At 58.4% G+C, this 23,675-nt stretch carries 23 protein-coding genes; 11 read left to right on the top strand and 12 right to left on the bottom strand.

What is annotated here, in order from left to right; genetic code table 11:
• Positions 1 to 3: 3 nt before the first annotated feature.
• Complete coding sequence (locus JIF53_RS10635) at positions 4 to 957, top strand: transglutaminase family protein (RefSeq protein WP_072676485.1); 954 nt, start codon at positions 4 to 6, stop codon at positions 955 to 957.
• A gap of 43 nt (positions 958 to 1,000) precedes the next feature.
• Here the strand turns inward: JIF53_RS10635 and JIF53_RS10630 are convergent, their stop codons facing one another.
• The 6 genes from JIF53_RS10630 to JIF53_RS10605 all read right to left on the bottom strand — a co-directional run bounded on the left by JIF53_RS10630 (position 1,001) and on the right by JIF53_RS10605 (position 6,981).
• The gene (locus JIF53_RS10630; protein WP_199452457.1) at positions 1,001 to 1,615 is read right to left on the bottom strand and encodes a DUF2894 domain-containing protein; all 615 of its coding nucleotides are present in this window, start codon (positions 1,613 to 1,615) and stop codon (positions 1,001 to 1,003) included.
• Positions 1,616 to 1,617: 2 nt separating this feature from the next.
• Entirely contained in the window at positions 1,618 to 2,271 is a 654-nt protein-coding gene (locus JIF53_RS10625) for an OmpA family protein (RefSeq protein WP_199452456.1), read from the bottom strand.
• Positions 2,271 to 4,343, bottom strand: coding sequence for a DUF802 domain-containing protein (locus tag JIF53_RS10620; protein WP_199452455.1), 2,073 nt, complete (start codon positions 4,341 to 4,343; stop codon positions 2,271 to 2,273). Before JIF53_RS10620 ends, JIF53_RS10625 begins: the two co-directional genes overlap by 1 nt.
• Positions 4,340 to 5,026, bottom strand: coding sequence for a DUF3348 family protein (locus JIF53_RS10615; protein ID WP_199452454.1), 687 nt, complete (start codon positions 5,024 to 5,026; stop codon positions 4,340 to 4,342). The genes JIF53_RS10620 and JIF53_RS10615 overlap by 4 nt, the downstream gene beginning before the upstream one ends.
• A 90-nt stretch (positions 5,027 to 5,116) precedes the next feature.
• Positions 5,117 to 6,139: a hypothetical protein gene (locus tag JIF53_RS10610; protein ID WP_199452453.1), complete on the bottom strand. Its 1,023-nt coding sequence runs from the start codon at positions 6,137 to 6,139 to the stop codon at positions 5,117 to 5,119.
• A gap of 68 nt (positions 6,140 to 6,207) precedes the next feature.
• Positions 6,208 to 6,981 (bottom strand): SGNH/GDSL hydrolase family protein, encoded by a 774-nt coding sequence (locus tag JIF53_RS10605; RefSeq protein WP_228285522.1) that lies wholly within the window; start codon positions 6,979 to 6,981, stop codon positions 6,208 to 6,210.
• Positions 6,982 to 7,236: 255 nt separating this feature from the next.
• Between JIF53_RS10605 and JIF53_RS10600 the strand changes: the two genes are divergently transcribed.
• From JIF53_RS10600 to JIF53_RS10570, 7 genes are all read left to right on the top strand, one after another.
• The gene (locus JIF53_RS10600; protein WP_199452452.1) at positions 7,237 to 8,196 is read left to right on the top strand and encodes a DnaJ C-terminal domain-containing protein; all 960 of its coding nucleotides are present in this window, start codon (positions 7,237 to 7,239) and stop codon (positions 8,194 to 8,196) included.
• Positions 8,197 to 8,207: 11 nt separating this feature from the next.
• Complete coding sequence (locus tag JIF53_RS10595) at positions 8,208 to 8,552, top strand: chaperone modulator CbpM (RefSeq protein WP_199452451.1); 345 nt, start codon at positions 8,208 to 8,210, stop codon at positions 8,550 to 8,552.
• 203 nt (positions 8,553 to 8,755) lie between these two features.
• The gene (locus JIF53_RS10590; RefSeq protein ID WP_199452450.1) at positions 8,756 to 10,186 is read left to right on the top strand and encodes a DUF5666 domain-containing protein; all 1,431 of its coding nucleotides are present in this window, start codon (positions 8,756 to 8,758) and stop codon (positions 10,184 to 10,186) included.
• A 79-nt stretch (positions 10,187 to 10,265) separates the two neighbouring features.
• Entirely contained in the window at positions 10,266 to 11,111 is an 846-nt protein-coding gene (locus tag JIF53_RS10585) for a DUF6502 family protein (protein WP_023008538.1), read from the top strand.
• Positions 11,108 to 11,509: a hypothetical protein gene (locus tag JIF53_RS10580; protein ID WP_014422396.1), complete on the top strand. Its 402-nt coding sequence runs from the start codon at positions 11,108 to 11,110 to the stop codon at positions 11,507 to 11,509. The genes JIF53_RS10585 and JIF53_RS10580 overlap by 4 nt, the downstream gene beginning before the upstream one ends.
• Positions 11,510 to 11,548: 39 nt before the next feature.
• Positions 11,549 to 13,051, top strand: coding sequence for a DUF5666 domain-containing protein (locus tag JIF53_RS10575; protein ID WP_199452449.1), 1,503 nt, complete (start codon positions 11,549 to 11,551; stop codon positions 13,049 to 13,051).
• A 3-nt stretch (positions 13,052 to 13,054) separates the two neighbouring features.
• Positions 13,055 to 13,648, top strand: coding sequence for an ACP phosphodiesterase (locus JIF53_RS10570; protein WP_199452448.1), 594 nt, complete (start codon positions 13,055 to 13,057; stop codon positions 13,646 to 13,648).
• Here JIF53_RS10570 and JIF53_RS10565 read toward each other — a convergent pair.
• Positions 13,631 to 14,596: an NAD(P)H-dependent flavin oxidoreductase gene (locus tag JIF53_RS10565; protein ID WP_199452447.1), complete on the bottom strand. Its 966-nt coding sequence runs from the start codon at positions 14,594 to 14,596 to the stop codon at positions 13,631 to 13,633. The genes JIF53_RS10570 and JIF53_RS10565 overlap by 18 nt on opposite strands.
• A 123-nt stretch (positions 14,597 to 14,719) precedes the next feature.
• Between JIF53_RS10565 and JIF53_RS10560 the strand changes: the two genes are divergently transcribed.
• The 3 genes from JIF53_RS10560 (at position 14,720) to JIF53_RS10550 (ending at position 17,345) form a co-directional block, all read left to right on the top strand.
• Entirely contained in the window at positions 14,720 to 15,448 is a 729-nt protein-coding gene (locus tag JIF53_RS10560) for a DsbA family protein (RefSeq protein WP_011786455.1), read from the top strand.
• 122 nt (positions 15,449 to 15,570) lie between these two features.
• On the top strand, positions 15,571 to 16,590 hold the full coding sequence (locus JIF53_RS10555; protein WP_199452446.1) for a rhodanese-related sulfurtransferase: 1,020 nt from the start codon (positions 15,571 to 15,573) through the stop codon (positions 16,588 to 16,590).
• A 23-nt stretch (positions 16,591 to 16,613) separates the two neighbouring features.
• The gene (locus JIF53_RS10550) at positions 16,614 to 17,345 is read left to right on the top strand and encodes a DUF481 domain-containing protein (RefSeq protein ID WP_199452445.1); all 732 of its coding nucleotides are present in this window, start codon (positions 16,614 to 16,616) and stop codon (positions 17,343 to 17,345) included.
• 66 nt (positions 17,346 to 17,411) lie between these two features.
• Here JIF53_RS10550 and JIF53_RS10545 read toward each other — a convergent pair whose 3' ends face one another.
• The 5 genes from JIF53_RS10545 to JIF53_RS10525 all read right to left on the bottom strand — a co-directional run bounded on the left by JIF53_RS10545 (position 17,412) and on the right by JIF53_RS10525 (position 23,658).
• Positions 17,412 to 18,359, bottom strand: a complete 948-nt coding sequence (locus JIF53_RS10545) for a YbgA family protein (protein ID WP_199452444.1) — start codon at positions 18,357 to 18,359, stop codon at positions 17,412 to 17,414.
• Between the two features lie 87 nt (positions 18,360 to 18,446).
• A complete protein-coding gene (locus JIF53_RS10540) occupies positions 18,447 to 20,678 on the bottom strand; it encodes a glycosyltransferase (protein ID WP_199452443.1) in 2,232 nt (743 codons plus the stop codon).
• Complete coding sequence (locus tag JIF53_RS10535; RefSeq protein WP_199452442.1) at positions 20,675 to 21,733, bottom strand: lysylphosphatidylglycerol synthase transmembrane domain-containing protein; 1,059 nt, start codon at positions 21,731 to 21,733, stop codon at positions 20,675 to 20,677. The genes JIF53_RS10540 and JIF53_RS10535 overlap by 4 nt, the downstream gene beginning before the upstream one ends.
• Before the next feature lie 64 nt (positions 21,734 to 21,797).
• Positions 21,798 to 22,814, bottom strand: a complete 1,017-nt coding sequence (locus JIF53_RS10530) for a DUF6160 family protein (RefSeq protein ID WP_199452441.1) — start codon at positions 22,812 to 22,814, stop codon at positions 21,798 to 21,800.
• 187 nt (positions 22,815 to 23,001) lie between these two features.
• A complete protein-coding gene (locus tag JIF53_RS10525; RefSeq protein ID WP_199452440.1) occupies positions 23,002 to 23,658 on the bottom strand; it encodes a GntR family transcriptional regulator in 657 nt (218 codons plus the stop codon).
• Between the last annotated feature and the right edge of the window lie 17 nt (positions 23,659 to 23,675).

Below are 23,675 nucleotides of genomic sequence, written 5' to 3'. Positions count from 1 at the left end.
GTCATGACATTTGTCCGTTACCATGTGCGTCATGAGACCCTCTACCACTACGATCAGGTGGTGGGTGAGTCTCATCACCTGCTCAGGCTGACGCCACGAGCGCTGCCCTGGCAGCGGAATCTTGAGCATCACCTGGCGATCTCACCGGACCCATCGGCACGTCGTTCCTTCCTGGACTGCTTTGGCAACCGGATTACCAAGATTCATTTCACTGGTGATCACGACTATCTGGAGATCATCAGCGAGCTCTGGGTGGAGCTGCGCGATCGACCGAAACCGTCGGCAACTGCGGCAAAAGTACCCTGGGAAAGCGTGCGTGACAGCCTGCGGTATCGGGCGGACCGGACGTTTTCGCCGGAACATCTCGAAGCCACGGCGTTCCGGTTTGTGTCCACCAACGTACCCATCGATTCCCAGTACGCCGCTTATGCACGCGAGGCATTTCTCCCCGGACGCCCCCTGGTGGAAGCAGCGGATGCCCTGATGCGGATGATCCATCGCGACTTCCGCTTCGATGCGACGGCGACCGAAACCTTCACCCCGGTGGAGCAGGCGTTCAAGGCCCGTCGTGGGGTCTGCCAGGATTTCTCCCATATTATGATCGCCTGCCTGCGTTCGGTGGGACTGGCGGCCCGTTACATGAGTGGTTATATCCTGACTCACCCGCCGGAAGGAAAGGAGCGGCTGGTCGGTGCCGATGCCACCCATGCCTGGGTAGCGGTGTTCGTGCCGGATTTCGGTTGGCTGGAGTTGGACCCCACCAACGCGCTGAGGCCCGATCTGGAGCACATTACCCTCGGCTGGGGGCGAGACTTCTCCGATATAACGCCGATGCGGGGCGTGTTGCTGGGCGGTGGTGACCATGAACCGGAGATTGCCGTGACCGTTGTTCCGGAGGAGGAGTTTGCCTCGCTATACGGAGATGGAGAAACCTACCTGGAAGAACTCTCTCCCTGAGTTGAGGCCGTCATTCACTGCCGGGGCTAAAACAAAGCATTGTCTAGCCCTTTCTCGCCAGCCGCTCCAACGTCAACAACGTATCGGTGTAACGAGCAAATCGTGTCAGATACTCCGGTGACAACGTCTGCATTTCAGCAATAGCCCGGCTTACCAACCGATGCGCGTTCATCGGCCCCGCTTCTTTCGGAGTGCTTTCTATGGCGTGTCGAATTCGCTCGGCAATAAAGTGATGGCCCTGGTTCGCCTGGGCTCTGATCATGGCTTTCAGGGGGCGCGGGTTATTGGGTGCTGAGGCTGGATGTGCCTTTGGCGGCTCTTGTGGCGACTGTCCGAATACCCGTTGTTCCAGAACCGACAGCGGCGCTTCAACCGATGCCTCTGGGGTTTCATTTAGCTGGTCCAGCAACCCGGAAAGAGGCGAATTGCCGCCGACATCGGGTGTGGGCTCATCGCGCTGCCCGGCACTGTCCAGCCTTGCCTGATAGTCCGATATCGCCTGTTCCAACTTCCGCCAGTGCGTCGTTCCCTTATGCAGCCCCTTTGAGCGCAGTCTTCGCTCGAAAGACTCCAGATAGCGGAACCGAACCGGGTCATTCTGATCGGCGCCGTTTTGCCTCAAGCTTTCCAGCAAGGAGGGGCCGGGGGCTTCGCTCATGGTCAATCACCTTCCTCGGTTTCAGTATCCTCAGCCGACGAAGGCGCCCGTGGCACGGTACTGATTTCCACCCGCCGGTTCTGGGCCCGGGATTCCGCATCGACGTTGGGCACTGCCGGGTGGTGAGGACCAAAGGCGGCAGCGAATACCCGGTCATTGGGCAAGCCCAGCTCTGTGAGGGTTCGGGTAACCGTCAGGGCCCGCTGGGCCGACAGACCCCAGTTGTCCTGATAACGATTGCCCGGATGCATCGGCAAGTCGTCGGTGAAGCCACTCACCATCAGCAGCTCGTCGTGCTGTTCCAGGTAGGCCTGTAACGGTCGAATCAGCGATTCCAGCACTTCTTCACCTTCGGCCTGCAACTGGTCTGAATTCAGCTCGAACAGCACGTTGCCGCTGATGCCGATGCGGCCATCCCGGAAAGTCACCAGCCCCTTGGTGAGCGGGTCCTCCAGTGCCTGCTCCAGGGCGATCCTGCGCTGTTCTTCCGCCTCCCGTTTCTCGATCTCCTCGGCCAGGGACTGGCTCAGTTCCAGCTGAATGCCGATCACCCACACCAGAATCAGCGCCAGAATACCCACCAAAGCAGCCATCAAGTCCGAGAAGATGGCCCAGACCGGTGCCGATTGCTGTTCGCCCCCTTCCAGCTGTTCCATCAGCCAGCCTCGCTGGGTTCTGCGCGGCGCAGTGCCGCGGCGGCATCGATGACGTCCTTCTGGGCGCTGACGCTGAGGTCGATTACCTCGCGGGCCTGGGCCACGTAGTAGGCCAGCTGTTCATCGTGGCGGGTGCCGGCGTTATCCAGCGCCTTCTGGATATCCGCCAGGCTGGCGACGACCTGCTGGTTGGACTGGCTGAATAGCTCAATGGCCTGCGCGAAGGCATCGCTCAGGGCGCCGACTTCCTGGCTGCTGCCGGTGATGTCGTCGCCCAGTTTGCCCAGTTGCTGGCTTTGTTCCTGAATCAGGGTGTTGAAGCGTTCGCTGATGCCGGTCAGGGTTTCGCCGGCGCCGCGGATCAGCGTATCCACCGCCTCCCGCTGACTGTCAGCGGTGCTGCGCTGGTTCTCCAGCAGGGTGTCCAGCTCCTGAACCAGTCGCTGGCGTTCCTCCAGCAGCTCGTTTTCCCGCTCGCTGTTGCGGGCGATTTCCGACTGCAGCTGTCGGATCACCTCGGCGGCGGCCTTCGGTGTTTCCGAAGCCGTCTCAATCAGGCGGGTCATGGGCGCTTCCAGTGCAGTGCCCAGCTCACTCAGGTGGCGTGCTGCTGTGGCTTCCAGTTGTTCCATTCGCTCGTTTGCAGCCCGGGCTCGTTCGCTTTCCTGTTCCCGGAGTTGATCGAGCTGAGCGCCAACGGTGCTGAGCAGTTCCGCCAGCCCGGCCTGTTGCTGCTCAATCAACCCGGTGCTGCTGGTCTGGAAATGGCTTTGGTATTGAGTCAGCGCCTCATTGAACGCTGCCAGCATGTCGTCACTTTGAGCCTGCTGTCGGGCCAGACCGGCCTGCCAGTGTTGCGACACCTCAGCTCCGGCATTGTTCAGGCGTTCACAGCTCTGTACCAGTTGTTGCTGTTGTTCCTTGAGCCAGGTTTGGTGCTGGTCGTTGATGGCGCCAAGCCAGGTGTGGAGTTGTTCCTGCAACTGGCTTTGACTTTGTTCGTTCTGCTCTGAGAGGGTCGCCAACGTCTCCTGGTTCTGGGCCTGTTGTGCAATCAGATTCTGCTGCCAGCGTTCGCCCGCCTCCGTGGTAACTGCCTGAAACCCGGAGATCAATTCCGTGAGTTGTTCACGGGCATTATCTGCCCAGCTTTGTTGCAGGCCGTGAGCATCCTTCTGAAGTTGCTCCAGGGCCTGGACAACTATGGGCTCAATCCGCTCTGACGCCTGCTTTGCAGTGTTGTCCAATGCCGTTGTCAGGGAGTTGGCTACGGAGTCGGCCAGGGTCTGATAGTGGCGGCCGACCGTGCTGTGGAATTCCTGCTGGTTGTGAGTCAGGGACTGTTCCAGTTGCTGGCCAAGTTGCTCCATGCGCGCCGTCATGCGTTCCATGGCCGAGGCCATTTCGGGCAGGGCTTTGGCCTGGCTTTCCAGTGCCTGAAACGCCTGGTGGCGTTGATGATCTGTAGATAGATGATGCAGCTTGTCTCGCAGCGTACTATCCAGGGTGCGGGACGCCTGCAACCGGTCCCGGCGGCTCAGGGTAGAGGCCAGCCCCAGCATGGCGGAGGCGGCGACGCCGGCAATGGAGGTGCCGAAGGCGAGACTCAAACCGGCAATCGGAGCGGCCAGTGCGCTGCGAATAGCGCTCAGTTCGGTGCTGTTATCCAGGGCCGAGGCGGCGCCGCCAAGGGTCACAATCATGCCCGCAAAGGTGCCCAGCAGGCCCAGCATCACCAGCAGGCCGGTCAGGTAGGGTGTCAGTTGCGGGCCGGGTAATGCGGCGGCATGGCCCTCGATTCGCCGTTGCACCGGGAACTGCATCGGGGCGGGCAGTGTGCCAAGCCAGTGGTTAACCTGCTCCTGGCTTTCAGGTAACTGATGAACCTGTGCGTTCAGTTCGCGGGTCTGTCGGCGGAAATTCACCAGTTCGCCAAAGCCGAGACAGTAAACGGCGCCAATCAGCCCGGTAAACGCCAGCGCCAGCAGGTCGGAACCGACAAATCCGGCACCAATCCAGGCTACCACGGCCAGGCCGATGGCAAACGCCAGGGTAAAGAACAGTTTACTCATGGGGTGTTGTTAACCTCTTTGTGGCAAGCCTCCAGCAAACCCAGAACCGGTTCCAGCCGAACATCCAGTTCAGCGAGTAACAAAGACTGCGCTTCCTCGCAGTAACGGTGGAACCAGTCGGCCGTTGTGGCCGGGGTAGGGCTTTGCTCCGGGGTGGTCGATCGGTGCTCGAATCGTTGTTCAAGTACCTTGGGAATATGGGAAAAACACTGTGCGGTATACCCGGCCATCGTTTGATCAAACACCGCGTCCAATTCGGCCAGGTGAGCCAGCTTCGGGCCCTGATCTTTCATCGATTTTTGAACCTTGTCCCGCAACTGACGGCTGTTGGCCGCCACTTTGCGTTGGAGTGCGAGCCAGGCATTGAGAGCGGCTTCAAGCTCGGGTTCACCATCAAACTCCAGATCTGAGCCAAACCCGCGAATACGCTGAACCAGTGCCCTGCGTATTGTCGCCAGCTCCTCGGTTAACCGCTCTACCGTGGCGCCCTGAGGCGTGCCTGGCTGTTTCGCCCGATAACCAATGGCCGCATCCAGGGTCATGGTGTCGCCCAGGCCGAACAGCCGGCTCAGTCGCTCACCAAAGCAGGGAAGTTGCTCAGGCGCAGCAAATGCCCCGGATCGGGACAGTTGATCTAGCAGTGCATTTCGGGGCCCTATTGGGGCACGGTTTTGCTGGGTCATTGGTTTACTGATTGACCGGGCCGTTTGGTAGAAAAGGACGCTATTCTACTGGCTAAGACCGATGAAACATAATGACCGTAGGGAAAGTTGCTAATTCAGCCCGTAGCGACGTTCACGTTCAAACCGGAAAAATCCCTCTTCTTCCTCCCGCTCGATGGTCGGGGCAGAAAACCCGAAATGCTCCTGGCGAAGGTCCGTTAACGCGGCTTCCAGTTGCTCACCGTTCAGGCGGTTCTGTAAGGCTCGTCTTTCGGCCATGTAGGCTTTGCCTTTCTGCCATTTTTCCTCCCGGCGCTGGTCTTCCTCGGCCAACTGGCGAATGGCCTCTTCGGAGTAGCCTATCTGGCGGCGCAGATCGTTGATGGCTTGCTGGCGTTTGTCTGCCGGCAGGCTGGCGAGTTGCTGTTGAACGCTGTCCATGGAGAACAGGGCGTGGCTGGTCGCACCGGAACCCGCCAGTTGCCGGGCCAGATCGGCACCATAGAGTTCGTCTGCGGTGGTTTGTAGCTGGTGAGCCAGTTCGGTCAGTGGCATCTGGTTGGCCTGGTCCAGCCGCGCCAGAGTCTGCTGGAAATGGTCCGATTTGGCTTCCACCGGGTTCTGCTCCTCGGCCCAGATCTGGCTTGCCAGGGGGCCGAAAATCGCTTCGCGTTGCTGCCAGAGCTCGGCGTAGCGTTCCATGTCCGGCAACCCCTGTAAACGAAGCTCGTGATTGTCGAGCCATCGGTTGTACAGGTCCAGCTTAGCCAATAACGCGAAAATGCTGTCGGCCAGTTCCGGAAAGGCCGTGATGATGGCGGACTGGAAAAGCTCGTCACCGGAATCCGGATAACGCGCCAACAGGTTTCGGCGTTCGTTATACAGACGTGCCTGGGTGGCCGGCTCGGTGATGGTGTCGCCGTACAGTTCCAGGTACTTAACGGCCAGTTCAACAACGCGTTGGTCGCCGCTTTGGGTTGGCTCGGTGGTGGGCGTCGCTGCCGCACGCGAGGGGGTGGAACCATTGGGTGCTTGCATAGCCGCCGGCTTTGATGACTCGGGCCAGTAATGAAAACCGCCCGCAATCACTAAGGCCAGGGCACCGAGCGCCAATACGGAATTGAGTGGTTTCATTGCAGCTGTCCTGCCAGTGGTATTGCAGAATGTGGTCCCGGCCGATGCTCGGCCGGGACGCTGGGGCTTCAGAGAAGCGGTTGCAGTTTCGGCCAGATCAGATCAGCGATCTTTTTCGATCCACTATCCGCCGGGTGGATACCATCAAAGATGATGTCCCGGTCGTTGATCACCCAGCGCGGATCCACAAACGTGCAGTCCAGTACCGAGTTCTCGCAGGCCCGGGCCAGTGTGGCATTACCGTAGTCGACTGCCTCTTTCATGTCGTCCAGCCGGAACAGGCCGTTCTTGGTGTAGTAGTAGCCGGTCAGAATGCCGTTCTGAACGCCGGCTTCCGCCATCTCGTTCAGGAAATCGACGCCTTCCACATAGATATCATCGATGAAATCCCGGCATTGCTGACTCAGGCGCCCGAAGCGCCACCAGGGTGTTTTGCAGTTGTTGGAGTTGAAGGCAATCGCGGGAATCAGAATGTCATTCCCGCCGGCATCACCGACAATGGTTTTGATATCCGGGTTGTCTGTGACCGCTTCCCGGAACTGATTGGGAATAGACGGGGCAATCAGCTCACCGGACAGCTCTGCACCGGAGACCGTGTAGCGCCGGAAGGTCTCGCCGGCTTTGGCCTCCAGCTGATTCTGGATTTCACCGGAGAGGGCAAAGATGGAATCACCAACGAAAACCACCTGGTCGTTGTCGGCGTCGGTGACCTTGTCGTTGCTGAGCAGATAGCCGAGCTCACTGCAGCCGGTAAACAGCAGGGCCGCGCCCAGCGCCATGGCTGGCTTGAAGGTTTTGCCCAGGAACCCGGGCAGGAACGAACGGTGTTCATTAGTTGTCATTGTTTGAACTCCTTGTGTAAGGGATAGACGGTCCGTCTATGGGTACTGCCTATTCAATATCGTCCACAGGCGCCGGTTTGCAGAATGGGAGAAGGGGCTTCGCGGTTGTCAGATCCGGCCATCTGGCGGTCATTGTGAACCGCATCTCACTGCTTGACCTGCCTCAAATGTCGCTCAGCCACGGCTTGTATTTTTTCCATCAGCGTCAACTATAGGTAATCAGAGAAACCTCTTTGGTCAGATGCGAGGAGCGCCATGGATTTTAAAGACTATTACGCCGTCCTCGGTGTGAGTGAGTCTGCCACACCCGAGGAGATCAAGAAGGCCTACCGTAAGCTGGCGCGGAAGTACCACCCGGATGTCAGCAAAGAGGCCGACGCGAGCGACCGTTTTAAAGATGTGGGCGAAGCCTATGAAGTGCTCAAAGACCCCGAGAAACGGGCCGAGTACGACCAGTTGCGCAAGTACGGTGCCCGCGCCGATGGCTCATTCCAGCCGCCACCGGGCTGGCAGAGTGCCTCCGGCTTTGGCGGTGGAGGATACACCGAGGCCGACGCTCGCCAGTTCAGTGATTTTTTTGAGGAAATCTTCGGCGGTGGCCGGCGTGGAGGCTTCGGGGGTGGCGGTTTTCACCAGAGCATGAGAATGCGGGGCGAGGATGTGCATGCCCGGCTGGCCCTGTTTCTTGAAGAAGCTTTTAACGGTTGCGAGAAACAGGTGTCGTTCACGGTTCATGAACCGGATGACCATGGCCGCCTGATACCACGCCAGAAAACCCTGAAAGTAAAAATCCCTGCGGGCATGCGGGAAGGGCAGCATATCCGGCTGAAGGGCCAGGGCGCACCCGGAATTGGTGGAGGTGAGCCTGGCGATCTGTTTATCGAAGTGGAACTGGCGCCCCACCCTCACTTCAGTGTTGAGGGCCGGGATGTGCTGGTTACCGTGCCGATTTCGCCGTGGGAAGCCGCCCTGGGGGCAACGGTCACAGTGCCAACGGTGACCGGAAAGGTGAATGTGAAGGTGCCGAAGGGGACCACCAGCGGGCGCAAACTCCGGCTCAAGGGCAAAGGCTTTCCGGGCAAACACCCGGGCGACCAGATTGTGGTACTGCAAGTGGCCATGCCCGAACAGCACACGGCGGAAGCCGAAGCACTCTACGAGAAGCTGGCTGAGCTGGAGAAAGGCTTTAATCCGCGCAGCAAGCTGCACGTGTGAGGGAGGCGAACATGACGAGCAAAGACCGGATTCTGATGGTGGAAGTCACCGACACCGATGGCAGCACCTTCTCGCTTCGGGAAATCTGCGAACGCGGGGACTGTCATGCAGAGTTTGTGATCAAACTGGTGGACTATGGAGTCATCGCGCCACTGGACGAGGTGCCGGAAGTGCGCCAGTGGAAATTTGACGTGGCCGCACTGAGTCGCCTGCAGAAAGCGCTGCGCCTGCAGCGGGATCTCAAACTCAACCTGCCCGGGCTGGCCATGTCGCTGGAGCTGCTGGACGAAGTGCAGGACATGCGGCGGGAGGTGGACCGCCTGAACCAACGCATTCGTCAACTGATGGGCGAGTAGCGGTATTTTGTCCCGGGGGCTGAATGCCTGGTTCAGCTCCCGGACACGTTTCCAGAAACGATTCACGAAATTGTCATCTTTTCCGGCTGGACAAATTGAAAATTTGGGATTATTTTCCCATTTAATTGTTTGGGAAAAATATCCCAATTATTGTGGCGCTGAAAAATGCGCCGGATTCTGTCAAATCAGTCGGGAGAAGGAAGATGAAGCGCAACGGACTTTCAAAAGCGATCAAGTTGGTTCTGGTTGGTACCTTGGCCGGCGGTCTGGCCGCCTGTGGTGGCGGTGGCTCCGGCTCCTCCGGTTCAGTAGGTGCGAGTGGCAATGCCGAGGGCACCAGTGTTGGTGCGGTGACCGGTTTTGGTAGCGTGTATGTCAACGGAACCCGGTTTGCGACCGATGGCAGCGTTAGCAGTGACGACGGCATTGAGCGTGAGGGCCAGCTTGAAAAAGGCATGGTGCTGAAAATCAAAGGTGGCTGGGACGAGCGGGGCCAGGGCCAGGCCGACGCTGTGTTCTATGACGACACCCTGAGGGGGCCGCTGGTTGCGGCAACCTGGGATGCCACTGCCAGCACCGGACAGCTGGAGTTGCTGGGGCAGGTGGTTGTGCTTAACAACCAGACGGTATTCCGCGGAGCCACACCGGTTGAGCTTGCGGCGGCGCCTGCCAACTATCGGGTTCGGGTAAGCGGCTGGCGGCTGGATGACGGCAGCTTCCGGGCCAGCTTCGTGGGTGCTCGTCTGCTGGGCTCGGATTTTGACGATGTGAATGAGGCTGAACTTGAAGGCGTGGTCCAGAACCTGGATGCGCAGTTGCATACCTTCACCATCAACGGTTTTACAGTGGATTACACCAGCGCGGTCGCGGATGACGATTTCAGTCTGGACCAACTGGAGAACGGGCTCGCGGTTGAAGTGGAAGGTCAGCTCAACGCAGACGGCGATGTCCTGCTCGCCGAAGAAATTGATGATGAGGACGACCTGTTTGACGATAACGACGACGTTGAAATTTCCGGTGATATCTACGATTTCGATGCGTCTGCCCGCACCTTCCGGATTAATGGCGTTCTGGTGCAGCTAAACGCTGAGACCGAGTTTGACGACATCAGCGAGGGCAGCCTCCAGGATGGCGTGTTCGTGAAAGTCGAGGGTGATTTCCGCAACAACACCCTGCTGGCGGAAGAAGTGGAAGGCCAGGAAGGCGATGCGGAACTGGACGGCATCATCCAGGAGATCGATCTGGACAGTGAATTGCTGGTGGTCAGTGGCGTTCGCGTTCAACTCACCGCAAATACCCTGATCGACGATGATGACAGTGATAACGACCTGCGTAATCGGGTTGATGACATCAACGCCTTCAGCGTTGGGGACTATGTCGAGGTGGAAGGTCGTCAGCGTACTGATTACCTCGAAGCCTTCACCATTGAGCGGGAAGACAGCGACGAAGATGATAACTTTGAGCTGGAGGCCAGAATCGATGCCATTTCTGATACGTCACTGACCGTGATGAATCTGGAAATCCTGCTGAATGACTTCAGCGTTGCGGGTCTTCAGGTTGGTGATGAAGCCGAGGTTGAGTACGACCAGACCATCGGCGGAGAGTATGTGTTGACCGCAAACCCCGAAAACTGAGGTTGAAGGACACAGGTTGCGGGGGATACCGCAACCTGTGTCTGGTTTTCCGGGGCAAGATGGGAATACAATCCCAAACATGACTGATGCCAAATCCAATCCCCTGCACCAAGCGCTGTTCCGCATTTTGCGCCCCATGGCCAGACTGCTGTTGCGCAATGGCGTACCGTTCGGCGAATTCTCTGAGCTGGTGAAAAGGGCGTATGTGGAGGCTGCGTTGGAGGATTTCTCTGACGGGCGCCGCAAACCAACCGATTCCAGAGCGGCAGTGATGACAGGCCTGACCCGCAAAGAAGTGCGAAAACAACGAGAGATATTGGCGGGGCAAAGCCCGGTCAGCGAACGAACCTCTCATGCCAATCGCGCTTCGCGTGTGGTGTCCGGATGGGTGCACGATGAGACCTATCAGGCTGCGAATGGACAGCCCGCGGTGCTGGCATTCGAGGGCGCCGGGAGCTTCAGTGAGCTGGTTCGAAAATACAGTGGCGATATGACTCCCAGAGCGGTACTGGATGAGCTCCAGCGGGTGGGGGTAGTCGCGGTTGAGCCGGATAATGGGTTCCTGATCCTGAAACAGCGGGCGTATGTGCCGGCCGGAGACAGCGAAGAAATGCTCCAGATCTTCGGAGAGGACGTATCTGATCTTGTAGCCACTATTGATCACAATCTGGTGAGTCGGGATGTCGGGCGTGAGCCGCTGTTCCAGCGCACCCTGACCTATAATGAAATACCACCAGAGGTGATTACTGCGTGGCGTGAACAAGCCGCAAGGCAGTCCCAGGCCCTGCTGGAAGATCTGGACAGCTGGTTAGGGCCTCACGACCGGGGAGTATCCGGCCAGGAGGGCGGCGAATCGGTACGGACCGGCGTCAGCATTTTCTATTTTGAAGAGCCGGTTCAGACGAACAAGAGCGGAGACGAATGATGATGGCTCTTAATGTCCCGACCGGACAGCCCCCGCGCTGGCAAACCACCGAACTGGTCAGCATGCTGCTTTCACCGGGCGCCCGTCAGGTGGTGAGATACTGGCTGAGTTCCGAGCATTTCCTGGATGAGCAGAACCACCCGAGGGTGGTGCTTGCAACGCCCCATGAACCCCATTCCTTTGTTGACCTGGTGCAAATTGCCAACCCAAACCTGGTGCCTTCTGTCGTGCTTGCGGAACTGCTTCGAAAGGGCATTGTGGAAACCCTGGAGAGCGGTCACGTTCTGTTAAAGAGAAGCGCTTATGCTCCCTGGGGTGCTACCGGTTCACTGAGCCTGGGCAATTACGATGATTTTGTTGACATCGACAAGCTACGACGACGCCACAACGACAGCTGACAATCAGTGGCGGGCCCGGATGGCCTGCAGGAGAGAATAATGTTCAGAGCAGTAACGCTTCACAGAATGCTGAAACTGGCCGCCGCACCGATCGCACTCGGCGTGTTGAGTGCCTGCGGCGGTGGTGGCGGTGGTGTCGACGTTGCCGACGGCGGCATCCGAGGCACTGGCTCCAGCGTTGGGCCGGTTTCCGGTTTCGGCAGTGTCTTCGTCAATGGCGTGAAGTTTGAGACGGATGGTCGCGTCAGCAGTGATGACGGCATTGAGCGTGAAGACCAGTTACAGGAAGGCATGATCCTGAGGATCGAAGGCGAGTGGCGGGTTGATGGCCGGGGGAATGCGGAGTCGGTCGAGTACGACGATACCTTCCGTGGTCTTGTCGCCAATCTGACCCAGACCCTGGATGCCGACGGTATGGTCGAATCGGTGCAGTTCACCATCTACGGACAGACTGTGGTTGCCGACCAGCAGACGGTGTTCAAGGACATTGCGCTTGAAACCCTGGCAGACGGCGCTTTCGTGCGCATCAGTGGCTGGCGTGAGCCGGACCCCAACGGCCGGTACCGGGCAAGCCACATTGGTTTGATGACGCAGGACGAAACCAACGTAGAGATTGAAGGCCGCATCGACGAGGGTTCATTGCAGCTGAATCTGAATCAGTTCAGCATTAACGGGCAGTCGGTCTCTTACACTGACAGCGCGTTCGCCGGGTCGCTGACGGAAGCCGATCTGGCCGATCTTCTGCTGGTGGAGGCCGAAGGTACGATCTCCAATGGCGTATTGATTGCCCGGGAAATCGACGAAGGCGAAACCCGTCGCTACCGTCGAGGCTCCGGCGATGACATTGAGTTTTCAGGCCCTGTGAGCACCGACTACAACGCATCGGACCGATCCTTCCACATCAACGGCCTGATCGTCTTTGTCGACGATAACACCGAGTTTGATGATGGCTTGTCGGCCTCGGATCTGACTGCCGGCATGCTGATACAGGTTGAGGGGGATTTCCAGGACAATGGCTCCGTACTGGCTGAAGAAATTGAAGCTCGGGAGGGCAACGCGTCAGTAGACGGTGTCCTCGACGTCAACACGCTCAACTTCAACGACCAGACCTTCCGGGTTGGTGGTGTGTTGGTGCAGCTCACTCCACGGACGATCATCACCGACGATGACAGCGATCTGCGCCTGAAACTGGCGGACCTGAACGGCAGTTATCAGTTGGAAGTGGAAGGGATTGAGCGGCAGTCCGGCTCTGGCGTTGTGCTTGAAGCGATAAAGGTTGAGCGCAATGAGGAAGACAATGGGCCAGCGGCGGATCGTGAATATGAAAGCCAGGGTCAGCTCACGCACGTGCAGGGGACTGTGTTCACGGTACTGGGAATTGATGTGCAAACCACGATAAATACCCAGTTTGAAGGCACCAGCCGCGACGAGTTGATTGATGCCTTCGATGCCGGGCAGCGGCCGGTACTTGAAGTAGAGTATCGTGAGCCAACACCGGGCAACTTCGTGGCCGATGAAATCGAACTGGAAAGCGAAGACTGAGCCATGAACCACCTCGCCCACACCTTCCTCGCACCGGACTCACCGGAGGCGAGAGTGGGCAGTATTCTCGGGGATTTCACCCGGGGGCTGGACTGGGATCATGTGCCGTCGCCGGTGCTTGCAGGCGTGCGGCACCACCTGGCGGTTGATGTATTCACCGATCAGCATCCGCAGGTGCTGGCCAGTAAAAGCCTGTTCTCAAGGGAGCGCCGGCGCTTTGCCGGCGTGGCTCTGGATATCCTCTACGACCACTTTCTGCTCCGGCACTGGGAACAGTTCAGCGACTGGGATAAAGATACCTTCATCCGGACCGTATACCGGGAACTGCAAAGCCACCAGGCGCTGATGCCCGACAACATGGCGGTGGTGACCCGCCGCATGGTCGAACACGACTGGTTTGGCGCCTATCAGGATCTGGATAACATCGGTTATGCCCTCGACCGCGTGGCCGGCCGGATCCGCTTTGCCAACCGGTTTACCGGCATCATCGACGAAATTCGGGACAACGAAGCCGAACTGGAAGGCCATTTTCTGGCCTTCTTCCCTGAACTTCAGGCCTTCGCCAACCGCTATCCGGAATCACCCCATCAGGCGTGAACGGGCCTGCTGATACTCCGCTTCCAGGCGCTGAACCAATGCTTCAACCGACACCACATCATGAATCTGGCTCACGCCCTGGCCGGCGGACCAGACGGTCTTCCAGGCCTTGGCCTCATCGTCCATGGGCTTGAGCTTCTCGCCGTAATTCACATCGCCGGCCTGGTTCAGCTTCTGCATATCAAAGCCAGCGGCCTCCAGACTCTGGCGCATAAAACTGGCCGGTACACCGGACACCGCCGGGGTATGGATGATATCCGCTGATACGGCTTCGATGATCATGTTCCGATAGGCATCCTCTGCCTCGGATTCCTCGGTATTGATAAACCGTGTGCCCATATAGGCCAGATTTGCCCCCAGCGCCTGGGCTGCCAACAGATCCTCTCCGTGGGACAAACCGCCGGCCAGCAAAATGGTGCCATCGAACACCTCACGGATTTCATGCACCAGTACAAACGGGTTGGTGGTACCGGCATGGCCACCGGCGCCGGCGCTGACCGCAATGATGCCATCCACCCCGGCTTCTGCCGCCTTGCGGGCGTGTTTCTGATTGGTGACATCGTGGAACACCAGCCCACCGTAGCTGTGCACGGCTTCCACCACCTGACTGGCCGCGCCCAGGGAGGTAATGACAATTGGCACCTGGTGTTTTACACAAAGCTCCAGATCCGCTTGCCAGCGCGGGTTGGTGCGGTGAACCACCAGATTCACGGCATAGGGCGCGGTTGTCGCGCTTGGTTGCTGCGCTTGCCATTGCGCCAGCTCGTCATTCATCTGCACCAGCCATTGCTCGAAACCCTCACTGCTGCGCTGGTTCAGGGCTGGAAAACTGCCCACGATGCCGGCTTTGCAACAGGCAAGGGCCAGGCGGGGTGAGGAAATCAGAAACATGGGGGCGGCAATTAACGGAAGACGAAGCTGATTTTGGAGCTGTGCGGGAATTGGCATGTTGAGTCCTTGATTTTTATTGGAACTTTCTCAAGCTATGGGGGATCTTAGCCTGTTCCCGCAGAGCCGCGAAACCGGTTTTCTGAGATAGTGTGTAATTAACCTCCAGACAAGGAGCCCGTCATGGGTGAAGCAAAACGACGTAAGCAGACCGGCGCCCCCTCGCCACGCAACACGCAGGGCCGCAAATCACTGATCATCGTCCTGTCACTGGTGATTGGGGTGGCCGTCATTGCCGGCCTGTATTTCGTCACCAAACCACCGGCACCCAGCTCCGAGGCACTTCCCGTGGCGGCCCCCAACGCCGACGAATTTCCCGCCATTGTTGACCAGTACGGTGTCTCCGTTGGCAACGAAGACGCGCCGGTTGTCGTCCGCGAGTTCGCCGACTACCAGTGCCCGGCCTGTGCCCGCTTCGCCGAAGCCAGCCAGCGCCTCAAGAAAGAATATGTGGAGTCCGGTAAAGTCCGTTTCGTCTATTTCGACCTGCCTCTGCGCCAGCACCAGAACGCCATGCCCGCCGCCTTGGCCGCCCGTTGTGCGGGTGATCAGGACCAGTACTGGGCCATGCACGACAAACTCTACGGTTCCCAGTTGGACTGGAGTGGCTCCAACGATCCGACGGCCACCTTCACCCGCTACGCCAATGACCTCGGCCTGGAAGAACGCCGCTTCCGTCGTTGCATGGAAACCGAACTGCACCGGGAAGCTGTCGAACAGAGCCTGCAAGTGGCTGTCCAGCTCCGGGTCGCCAGCACACCCACGGTGATGGTCGACAACATCCAGTTGACCCGGCCCGGCTGGGGCCAGTTGTCGGCGGTTGTAGAGCGGGAGTTGGCCAAAGCGGAGTAATGCGGCCATCCGCAACTTGCATCGGGGGCCTGGTTGATTAAACTTTGCCCCCTCGCGCCCACTGGCCGTGACAAATATCAAATCATGCTCCGGATTTACGATCCGGCCCGCAGGAGAATACCATGAGCAACGAAATCGTCGTCTGCGCGCTCTACAAGTTCGCAGTCCTCAATGATTACAAAGACCTACGCCAGCCCTTGCTGAACCTGATGCTGGAAAAAGGCGTGCACGGCACCCTGTTGCTGGCCCGCGAAGGCATCAACGGAACCATCGCCGGCAGCCGGAAAGGCATCGACGCTGTGAAAGCGTGGATTGGCAAAGACGACCGTTTCAACGGCATCGACTACAAAGAATCCTTCGTCGACATCCAGCCGTTCAAGCGCACCAAGGTCAAACTCAAGAAAGAAATCGTCACCATGGGCGTCGACGGCATCGATCCCAAACGGATTGTCGGCACCTACGTGGAGCCGCAACAATGGAACGACCTGATCTCTGATCCGGACGTTGTCCTGGTCGACACCCGTAACCAGTACGAAGTCGAGATCGGCACTTTCAAAAACGCCGTCAATCCGGCCACTGACACCTTCCGCGAGTTTCCCGACTATGTGAAGCAGAACCTCGACCCGCAGAAGCACAAGAAAGTCGCCATGTTCTGCACCGGCGGTATCCGCTGCGAGAAGTCTACGGCTTATCTGAAAGAGCAGGGCTTCGAAGAGGTGTATCACCTCAAGGGCGGCATCCTGAAGTACCTGGAAGAGGTTCCCCAGGAGCAGAGTCTGTGGCAGGGTGAGTGTTTCGTATTTGACGATCGGGTAACGGTGAATCACAACCTGGAACGTGGCGAATACGACCAGTGCCACGCCTGTCGCCGGCCGATTACCGAGGCCGACAAGCAGCGCCCGGAATACGAACAGGGTGTCAGTTGCCACCAGTGCATCGACAGCCTGACCGAAGAACAGAAAGCCCGTTTCAAGGAGCGTGAGCGCCAGATGCGCCTGGCCCGAGAGCGGGGAGAAGAACACGTCGGCGGCGAGGCCGCACGCATTATTGCTGAGCGAAAGGCCCGCAAGAAGGCCGAACGGGAAGCACAGGCGCGCAGGAGTCTGGAGGGGGAAAAGCAGCGTAAGTCTGCTGTGAATTAACAGCCCCTGAGTAAGGAGATAGTATGTTGATCAGAAAACCCCTGGCGGTTGCCTGCCTGGTGGTGGCCCCCGTGGTCTGGGCCCAGGAAAGCGGCAACGTCGAAGGTGAAGCTGAACTTGGCATTTTGCTGACCTCTGGCAACACCGAAGAAACCAAGGTGAATGGTCGGCTGGCTCTCAAACATGAGACAACGATGTGGCGGAATACCGGCGAGTTCAGTTCCCGGTACACTGAAGCCGATGAAGAAACCACGGCAGAGGAGTATCAGGTTGCGCTGGAATCCGACTACAAGTTCGATGAGCAACAATACTGGTTTGTCAGAGGTTCCTGGGAAGACGATCGTTTCTCCGGTTACGAATTCGAGTCTACCTTGAGCACTGGTTACGGAAACCGCGTCTGGCAGGTGGGAGAGCGATCGTTCCTCGACCTTTCGGCGGGTCTGGGTTATCGGTATAACAAGCTTGAAGAGGTGAATGACGATGGCGACGACGCCGAAAAGGAAGCGATCGCAAGATTAGCCGCCCATTTCGACTACGCCTTATCCGACACCGCCCTGTTCCGGCAGAAGCTCAGTACCGAAATTGGACTGGATGAGAACAACACCATCAGCCAGTCCGAAACGGCCCTGCAGACCAGTATCGTGGGGTCGCTGTCGATGAAAGCGGCGTTCCGGGTAAAGCATGTATCCGATGCGCCCGCCGGTACCGACAAGACTGACACAGAAACCTCGTTGTCTTTGCTGTACGGGTTCTGACACACCCGGTAGCCACAAACAAATACGGGGCAGGGGAATAATCCTCTGCCCCGTTTGTTTTTGGGGTTACACGTTATTTCTAAGGCCCAGTTCGTCCGGGTAGGGCGTCAGGTATTTCTGGGAGTGCAGGTAGTCTACCGGTTCCTTGCGTTGGGCCAGGCGCAGCAGCGTCATGGGCACCACCAGAGGTATCTCACCACGCCGATAGGCTTCGATCTGCTCCAGCAGAACGGTTTTTTCCTCGGCCGACATGCCTTCTTTCAGAAAACCCAGCAGATGCTGCATGGCATTCACATGCGAGCCACGGCTTACCCGTTGGGTCATGGCTTCCATGAACTGATGGATATAGCGGTCGGCAATCTGTTCCAGAGGTTCGGATTTGAGGTCGCCCAGCATCGGGCCCAGTTGCCGGTAGATCTTTTCTGAATGAGCCAGCAGCGTGAACTTGTGGCGGGTGTGGAAATCAATCAGCGCCTGCTTGGTCAGGTTTTCGCCTGCCACGTTCTGCATCCAGTCGTCGTAGGCAAATACCCGTTCAATGAAGTTTTCCCGCAGCATGTCATCGTGCAGGCGGCCTTCCTCTTCCACCGGCATCAGCGGGTAGGCTTTCATCAGCGCCTCGGCGAACATGCCGCGGCCATCCCTGTGCATGAAACTGCCTTCGGCGTTGTGAATCTTGATGCGTTCCATACCGCAACTGGGCGATTTCGCCATCAGGATATAGCCGCGCAGATTCTCCAGGGAGGGCAAAATCTGCTGGATGAAGTCCTGCATGGGTTGTGTGTGGTCTTTGGTGCCTTTGCTTTCAATCAGGTGCAGCCCGTCTTCGTGCTCGCGCAGGTGAATGGCCGGGCGGGGCACGCCAAGGCCCGCTTCCAGCTCCGGGCAGATAGAACAGAACTCGAAATGCTTAGACAGCACCTGGGTGCAGTATCGGGAATGTTTATGGCCGCCGTCGTGCCGAACTTCCTTGCCCAACAGGCAAGTGCTGATGCCAACCGGTATACCGCTCACAGGCTTCTCCAATACACAAAAGTGACGTTACTGATACCGCTTACGTCCATTCAGTGTAAACCGATCAGAGCAATGCACCCAAGGTACTCATGAAGACGTTTTGTTACGTTTCTCCCGGGCAGCCAGGCTGGTCGCGTAAATGCCCCGGACATCCCTGGCAAATTGCTCGATGGAATAATCCTCGGCAAAGGCCCGGGCTTTGTCCGACAGCTCGGTGCGCAGTTTGTCGTCCTCAAGCAGCCGTTGGGCTTTCTCAATCCAGCGGGCCTGGTTCTCCGGAGTCTTGTAGCCGTTCAGGCCGTCCCGAACCACATCTTCAATACCGCTGGAGCGAACCGCCACGACCGGCAGCCCGGCAGACATGGCTTCCAGAATCACCATACCCTGGGTCTCGGATTTGGAGGCGAACAGGAAGGCATCGCCAAGGTTGTACCAGAGCGCCATCTCCTCCGGCTGAACCGCGCCCACCAGGGTAAAGTGAGAGCCCAGCTCCAGGCTGTCAATTTTCTTCTGTAGCCGGTCCCTCTGGTGGCCATCGCCAATCATCAGAAACCGGAACGGCACGTCGCTTTCCTGCCGCAGCCGGTCGATGGCTTCGATCATGAAGTCGATGTTCTTTTCGTTGGAAAGCCGGGCCACGCTGATAAAGACCTTCTCGTTGCTCAGCGCCAGTTTTTTCCGGAGTGTCTCCACATCTGCGGGCTTCACAGCCTGGAAACGCTCGTACTCGATACCAGTGGGTTGTACGAAGGTGGGTGTGGTCACCCCGATCATCCGCAGGTATTCCTCGGTGGAGTAAGTCGGCACGATCACGCCATCGCAGCGGTTGGCAAAGCGTTTGATCAGAGCGTGGGAAATCAGGTTCCGGAACAGCATCCCGGGCAGGGGGACAAAGTGAGCGTAGTGCTCCAGACGGGTGTGGTAGGTATAGATGGCCGGGATGCGCAGCTGACGGGCCATAAACAGCCCCAGGCTACCCAGCCAGAACGGATGATGCAGGTGAATCACATCCGGCCGGAAGCCCCGCACCTGCTTGCGGATACGGGCCAGGAAAATATTGGCCAGACGGAATTCCCGTTTCTCGCCCATGGCCAGCAGTGATGGTACCCGAACTACCGCATCCTCATGACTGGGCTGGTCGCGATACCGGGGCGCGACAATCTGGGTGCTATCTCCCAGATGTTCCAGGCCACGGCGCAGCCGTTCAATGGAAATCGGAACCCCGCCAATGAAAGGCAGATAGTTGTTGGTGAACATGGTGACCCGCAACGGCTTTTCGAGCCACGGGGTGGGGTCCAGGTCGTAATCCGGGTAGTAATCCTTGCCGATGAAGATAACCTGGTAAAGCTTGATGGTCAGCGCCAAAAACACCGAGACGATCAGGATGAAGTTCAGATAGCCGGTGTAGAACAGGGAATACACGAAGAACCAGAAGCTCTCCAGGCGCTTCCAGACCGGATGCTGGCCCACTTCCAGACGCTCCATCTGGTAGCTGACGTCGCCGTCTGGAGAGACCCGTACGTCCACGTAGTGGTAGAAGCTATCCTCCGTATTCAGCACCAGCCCGCCGGCACCCCCGGTGGTGATGTAGGGCGTGCCATCCACCACTTGCTCGTCAAAGAGCGACAGGTTGGCCGAAAACACCAGGTCGATGCCTTGCTCCCGAATCAGCTGCAGCAGCTCCTCCCGGAAGGCGGGAGGTTGCAGGTAGTCGTCTTCATCGTCGAACAGGGCTGGGGTTTCCGGTTGCAGAAGCGGGTGGCCAATAAACAGGATGTGGGCGTTGCTGGTGTCGTGGGCCAGAAGGTCCCGGAGCCAGCGCATCTGCCAGCGCCAGGGTGTTTTCCCGGTGCTGTCCAGGAAGATCAGCCGGGTATTACCGGCCCGCACACTGTAGAAATGGGGCCCGAAATGATCATAAAACCGGAAACTGCCAAAATTCTCGTATTCGTGCGGGCCGAAGGTGAGCAGATAGGGAATGTCCAGGTGGCTCAGGGTGCCATACAGTGCCCGGTATTTATCCTCGCCACCGCCGCTCACGGCATTGCCGGACGACACCAGAAAGTCCACACCGGCCTGATTCAGGGTCGGGATAAACCGGCGCTCGAAGATGCCCACGGAATTGTTGATGTTGCCCACCACCGCAAAACGGATACCGGAGCCTGGCGGAGTGCGTTGGTGGATGCGTTCAACCTGCTCGCTGTGCAGGGCCTCAAAGTCCTGTTTGAAGAAATTCAGGTACACCTTGTAGCCCACCAGCGCCACCACAATGGCCAGGCACAGATAGAACAGCAGTTTAAGCGGGTTACGACGGATCATTCCGGCCTCCGGTGGCTTTTGATCAGTTCCCTCTGCATCACCAGCAAACCGATGAGCATGCCCAGGTAGATAGTGAGAAAACGCCAGGCAATAGTGACCAGCACCAGGTGATTGCCCGACAGGATATCCCGGAAGAAACTGCCGAACACGCCTTCCGATATGCCGGAGGCCCCGGGGGTGGGGGAGAAATACATGATGAAGGTGGTCACCACCAGCAAGCCCAGAGTGGTCAGGTAATCCACCTCATAGCCCAGGCCTTGAATCAGCAGGGCGGGAAAACTGAACAGGCTGAGCAGGAACACGGCGGTGAACACTACCGACAGCAGTACGTCCCGTGGCGCGCCACGGAGGTATTCGCTGAAACACAGGGCAAACCGCAGCATTTCCCGCCGTAATTTGAACTGCCAGCGGTCGTGCCGGCGGTGGTTGATCAGATGTGCCTTGCGCAGGCCTGCGACAAGAGCGCTCAACGGCAGGATCATCCAGCGTGTCCGGAACAGCAGCACGGCGAAGAACCCCAGATAGAGCGACACAAACACCGCCAGTGCGGTGCCGATACCGGATGACCAGATGCCGCCGTCCAGGGCCTCCAGGCTCAATAGAAAGACCGGTGTCAGTGAGAAAATGAACGCCACTGCGAGTACCGTGCGGATAGTGGTGGCTGCCGTGGCCCGGGCCACCGGCACCCCATGGCGGGTGAGGTACCAGATCTGGGCAAACCCGCCCCCGGTGGCCATGGGCGTTACGTTGGAGAAAAACAGATTAATGAACACCAGCCGGAAGATCTTGCGCAATGGCAGCCGGTGCCCCAGCGCCTTGAGGGTGTAGTGCAGGCGCAGACCATCGGCCATGAAGTAGATCAGCAGCAGGGCCGCGACCGGCAACAGCAGAGTGGGAGAAAGCAGGCGATCGTCGAACTGGAAACTGCGGCCGGCGAAGCGGTCGTAGACCGCATACAGGCCGGCGCCGGTCATGGCCACAAACAACAGGGCGAAGGCCGTAAGCCGTCGCCAGGAAGTCCGTTTCTGGTAGTTGCTGTCAGTGCTGTTGGTCATGCTCTGCCCGTCTGTTGGTGGCGGGCAGTGTACCCTGTGCAGGGCAGTGCTTGTCCAGTTTGGCTCAGTGGCCGTACACCATCAGGGTGGTGTTGGTGATGGCAAAGTCTGTGAACTGAACCGAGCCGATGCTGGTGTCACCCATGCGGAATACCGGCATGTCGATATCAGCCCGGAATTCCACATCGTGTACAGAAAGGCCTTCTTTGCCAGAAGCGGCACTGGTGCCCCGGGACAGGTTAGCCTTGGCATGGGCCATACCAAAGTGCCCCAGGGTATCCGCGCCACGGCGGTTATGAATCTGTAGCCCTTCAATGCCAACGGCGGCGAAGTTGAACAGCAGGATCACGTCGGCCGCGTCCCAGTTCAGGCTGCCGTTGCTGATCTCGAAGTGGGTATCGAGCTGCAGTTCCGAGCCGGACACCACGTTGCCGTTGGCCAGGGTGCGCGTGGCGCCGCCGTTATTGCGGATAACCAGATCGGTGGGGCCGATGTAGCCCTGCAGCAGGATGTTTGAGAATAAACTGGCGCTGCCTTCACTGCCGGTGGTGGTGATGCTGTCGATAGCCAGTTCGAAATCCACCGCCTGCAGGTAATCGGTCAGGCTGGTGGGGTCGCCGTAATCGCTGGCCCCCAGATGGATCACCAGGTCGCCGCTGTCGAACTGTTTGCCGAAACTGCCGCCAACCGAGTATTTCGCCAGCGCGTCCGCGACATCGGGATTGCTGGTATCGAGCAGACCGGCGTCGGCGCGGCGTGCTATCTCGGAGAAACCGTGCTCCAGAACCTCGCCACTGCCCGCGATATCAATCGTCAGCTTCATGTTGTCCAGCACGGTATCGTTCTGGCCGGACAATCTCAGGCCGTTGATTCCCAGGGAGCCTTCATCGGTCCAGATCAGGTGATCAATATTGAGCTTGGTTTCCAGTTCAATGGTTACACCGGCCTGGCCAGTCACACCCGCCAGGGTTGTGTCATCCAGCGGCTGGAATTCGGCCATGGCAGGCAAGGCTAATGAGGCGCCGGCCATCAGACTCAGGCAGGCGAGGGATTTTCTGGCCTCAGGAATGAGAAAAGACATGTTGGCCCCGGTTCGTTCGACGATTTGTTGTTATTGATTGATTCAGAACACCTGACGTGTGCTGATCAGCCGCAGGGACAACACAACCAGAGCTGCGGTCGTTAAAAGTTACACATTGTTACTTTAAGCCTGAAGGCGGGGGTGATCTGTGAGGCTGGTCACAACCTGAACGGTCGTGACTGGTGCTTCAATCCAGTGCCTGGCGGATGAGGTTTTTCTGATGCTCGGCGAAGCCTCGGATCAGCTCAGTGGCTTTGGTCGCATCCCTCGCCAACACCGCCTGGGGCAACTCCGAGAAAAACGTACTGGTGGTTGCAAGGCCCTTACGGTATCGGTCTGCTCCAAGGTAATAGGCTCGGCTCACGGCAGGTTTGAAGTTGGACAGCGCTTCGGTCAGGTAGGGGTTGGCGACGACCTGGCAGCAAGCTTCCATCACGTTAAAGCTGGCTTCCACCACCCGGGTGATATTGGGTTGGGGTTCTTTTATCCGTTCGACCACCTGCGATACCGCAACCAGTAAACGGTCTTTGTCAGCCTCCTGCCAGCGCTCGCACAGGCGCGAAGCCAGCATCATCAGCAAATGCATATAGACGTCGTAGAGCTCCGACGCGTATTCAGCATTCAGCTGGGTTGCTGAAGCGCCTTTCCTTGGTGTGATTTCCACCAGGTGCCAGCGCTCCAGAGTGTAGAGCGCTTCTTTAACCGAGGCCCGGCTGACTTTCAGTTCGTTGGCCAGCGTGGCTTCCTGAATGCGCTCTCCGGGGCGGATCTGCCCGGTCATGATGCGCTCGGCCAGGAAATTGGCAATCTGTTCTGCCAGAGTATTGGGCACCTGAAAGTCCATAGAGGGCTCTGTCTGCT

It is taken from the genome of Marinobacter sp. bablab_jr008 (genome assembly GCF_016464145.1).
Classification (GTDB): domain Bacteria; phylum Pseudomonadota; class Gammaproteobacteria; order Pseudomonadales; family Oleiphilaceae; genus Marinobacter; species Marinobacter nauticus.
This window is presented reverse-complemented; position numbering and strand designations above follow the sequence as displayed.

Excerpts from the sequence above, each read along its gene's own strand:
- JIF53_RS10575 (WP_199452449.1), top strand. The coding sequence starts at position 11,549 with ATGTTCAGAGCAGTAACGCTTCACAGAATGCTGAAACTGGCCGCCGCA.
- JIF53_RS10630 (WP_199452457.1), bottom strand. The coding sequence starts at position 1,615 with ATGAGCGAAGCCCCCGGCCCCTCCTTGCTGGAAAGCTTGAGGCAAAAC.
- JIF53_RS10555 (WP_199452446.1), top strand. The coding sequence starts at position 15,571 with ATGAGCAACGAAATCGTCGTCTGCGCGCTCTACAAGTTCGCAGTCCTC.
- JIF53_RS10525 (WP_199452440.1), bottom strand. The coding sequence starts at position 23,658 with ATGGACTTTCAGGTGCCCAATACTCTGGCAGAACAGATTGCCAATTTC.
- JIF53_RS10530 (WP_199452441.1), bottom strand. The coding sequence starts at position 22,814 with ATGTCTTTTCTCATTCCTGAGGCCAGAAAATCCCTCGCCTGCCTGAGT.
- JIF53_RS10550 (WP_199452445.1), top strand. The coding sequence starts at position 16,614 with ATGTTGATCAGAAAACCCCTGGCGGTTGCCTGCCTGGTGGTGGCCCCC.
- JIF53_RS10585 (WP_023008538.1), top strand. The coding sequence starts at position 10,266 with ATGACTGATGCCAAATCCAATCCCCTGCACCAAGCGCTGTTCCGCATT.
- JIF53_RS10635 (WP_072676485.1), top strand. The coding sequence starts at position 4 with ATGACATTTGTCCGTTACCATGTGCGTCATGAGACCCTCTACCACTAC.
- JIF53_RS10570 (WP_199452448.1), top strand. The coding sequence starts at position 13,055 with ATGAACCACCTCGCCCACACCTTCCTCGCACCGGACTCACCGGAGGCG.
- JIF53_RS10615 (WP_199452454.1), bottom strand. The coding sequence starts at position 5,026 with ATGACCCAGCAAAACCGTGCCCCAATAGGGCCCCGAAATGCACTGCTA.
- JIF53_RS10625 (WP_199452456.1), bottom strand. The coding sequence starts at position 2,271 with ATGGAACAGCTGGAAGGGGGCGAACAGCAATCGGCACCGGTCTGGGCC.
- JIF53_RS10535 (WP_199452442.1), bottom strand. The coding sequence starts at position 21,733 with ATGACCAACAGCACTGACAGCAACTACCAGAAACGGACTTCCTGGCGA.
- JIF53_RS10620 (WP_199452455.1), bottom strand. The coding sequence starts at position 4,343 with ATGAGTAAACTGTTCTTTACCCTGGCGTTTGCCATCGGCCTGGCCGTG.
- JIF53_RS10600 (WP_199452452.1), top strand. The coding sequence starts at position 7,237 with ATGGATTTTAAAGACTATTACGCCGTCCTCGGTGTGAGTGAGTCTGCC.
- JIF53_RS10605 (WP_228285522.1), bottom strand. The coding sequence starts at position 6,981 with ATGACAACTAATGAACACCGTTCGTTCCTGCCCGGGTTCCTGGGCAAA.
- JIF53_RS10540 (WP_199452443.1), bottom strand. The coding sequence starts at position 20,678 with ATGATCCGTCGTAACCCGCTTAAACTGCTGTTCTATCTGTGCCTGGCC.
- JIF53_RS10595 (WP_199452451.1), top strand. The coding sequence starts at position 8,208 with ATGACGAGCAAAGACCGGATTCTGATGGTGGAAGTCACCGACACCGAT.
- JIF53_RS10580 (WP_014422396.1), top strand. The coding sequence starts at position 11,108 with ATGATGATGGCTCTTAATGTCCCGACCGGACAGCCCCCGCGCTGGCAA.
- JIF53_RS10565 (WP_199452447.1), bottom strand. The coding sequence starts at position 14,596 with ATGCCAATTCCCGCACAGCTCCAAAATCAGCTTCGTCTTCCGTTAATT.
- JIF53_RS10610 (WP_199452453.1), bottom strand. The coding sequence starts at position 6,139 with ATGAAACCACTCAATTCCGTATTGGCGCTCGGTGCCCTGGCCTTAGTG.
- JIF53_RS10590 (WP_199452450.1), top strand. The coding sequence starts at position 8,756 with ATGAAGCGCAACGGACTTTCAAAAGCGATCAAGTTGGTTCTGGTTGGT.
- JIF53_RS10560 (WP_011786455.1), top strand. The coding sequence starts at position 14,720 with ATGGGTGAAGCAAAACGACGTAAGCAGACCGGCGCCCCCTCGCCACGC.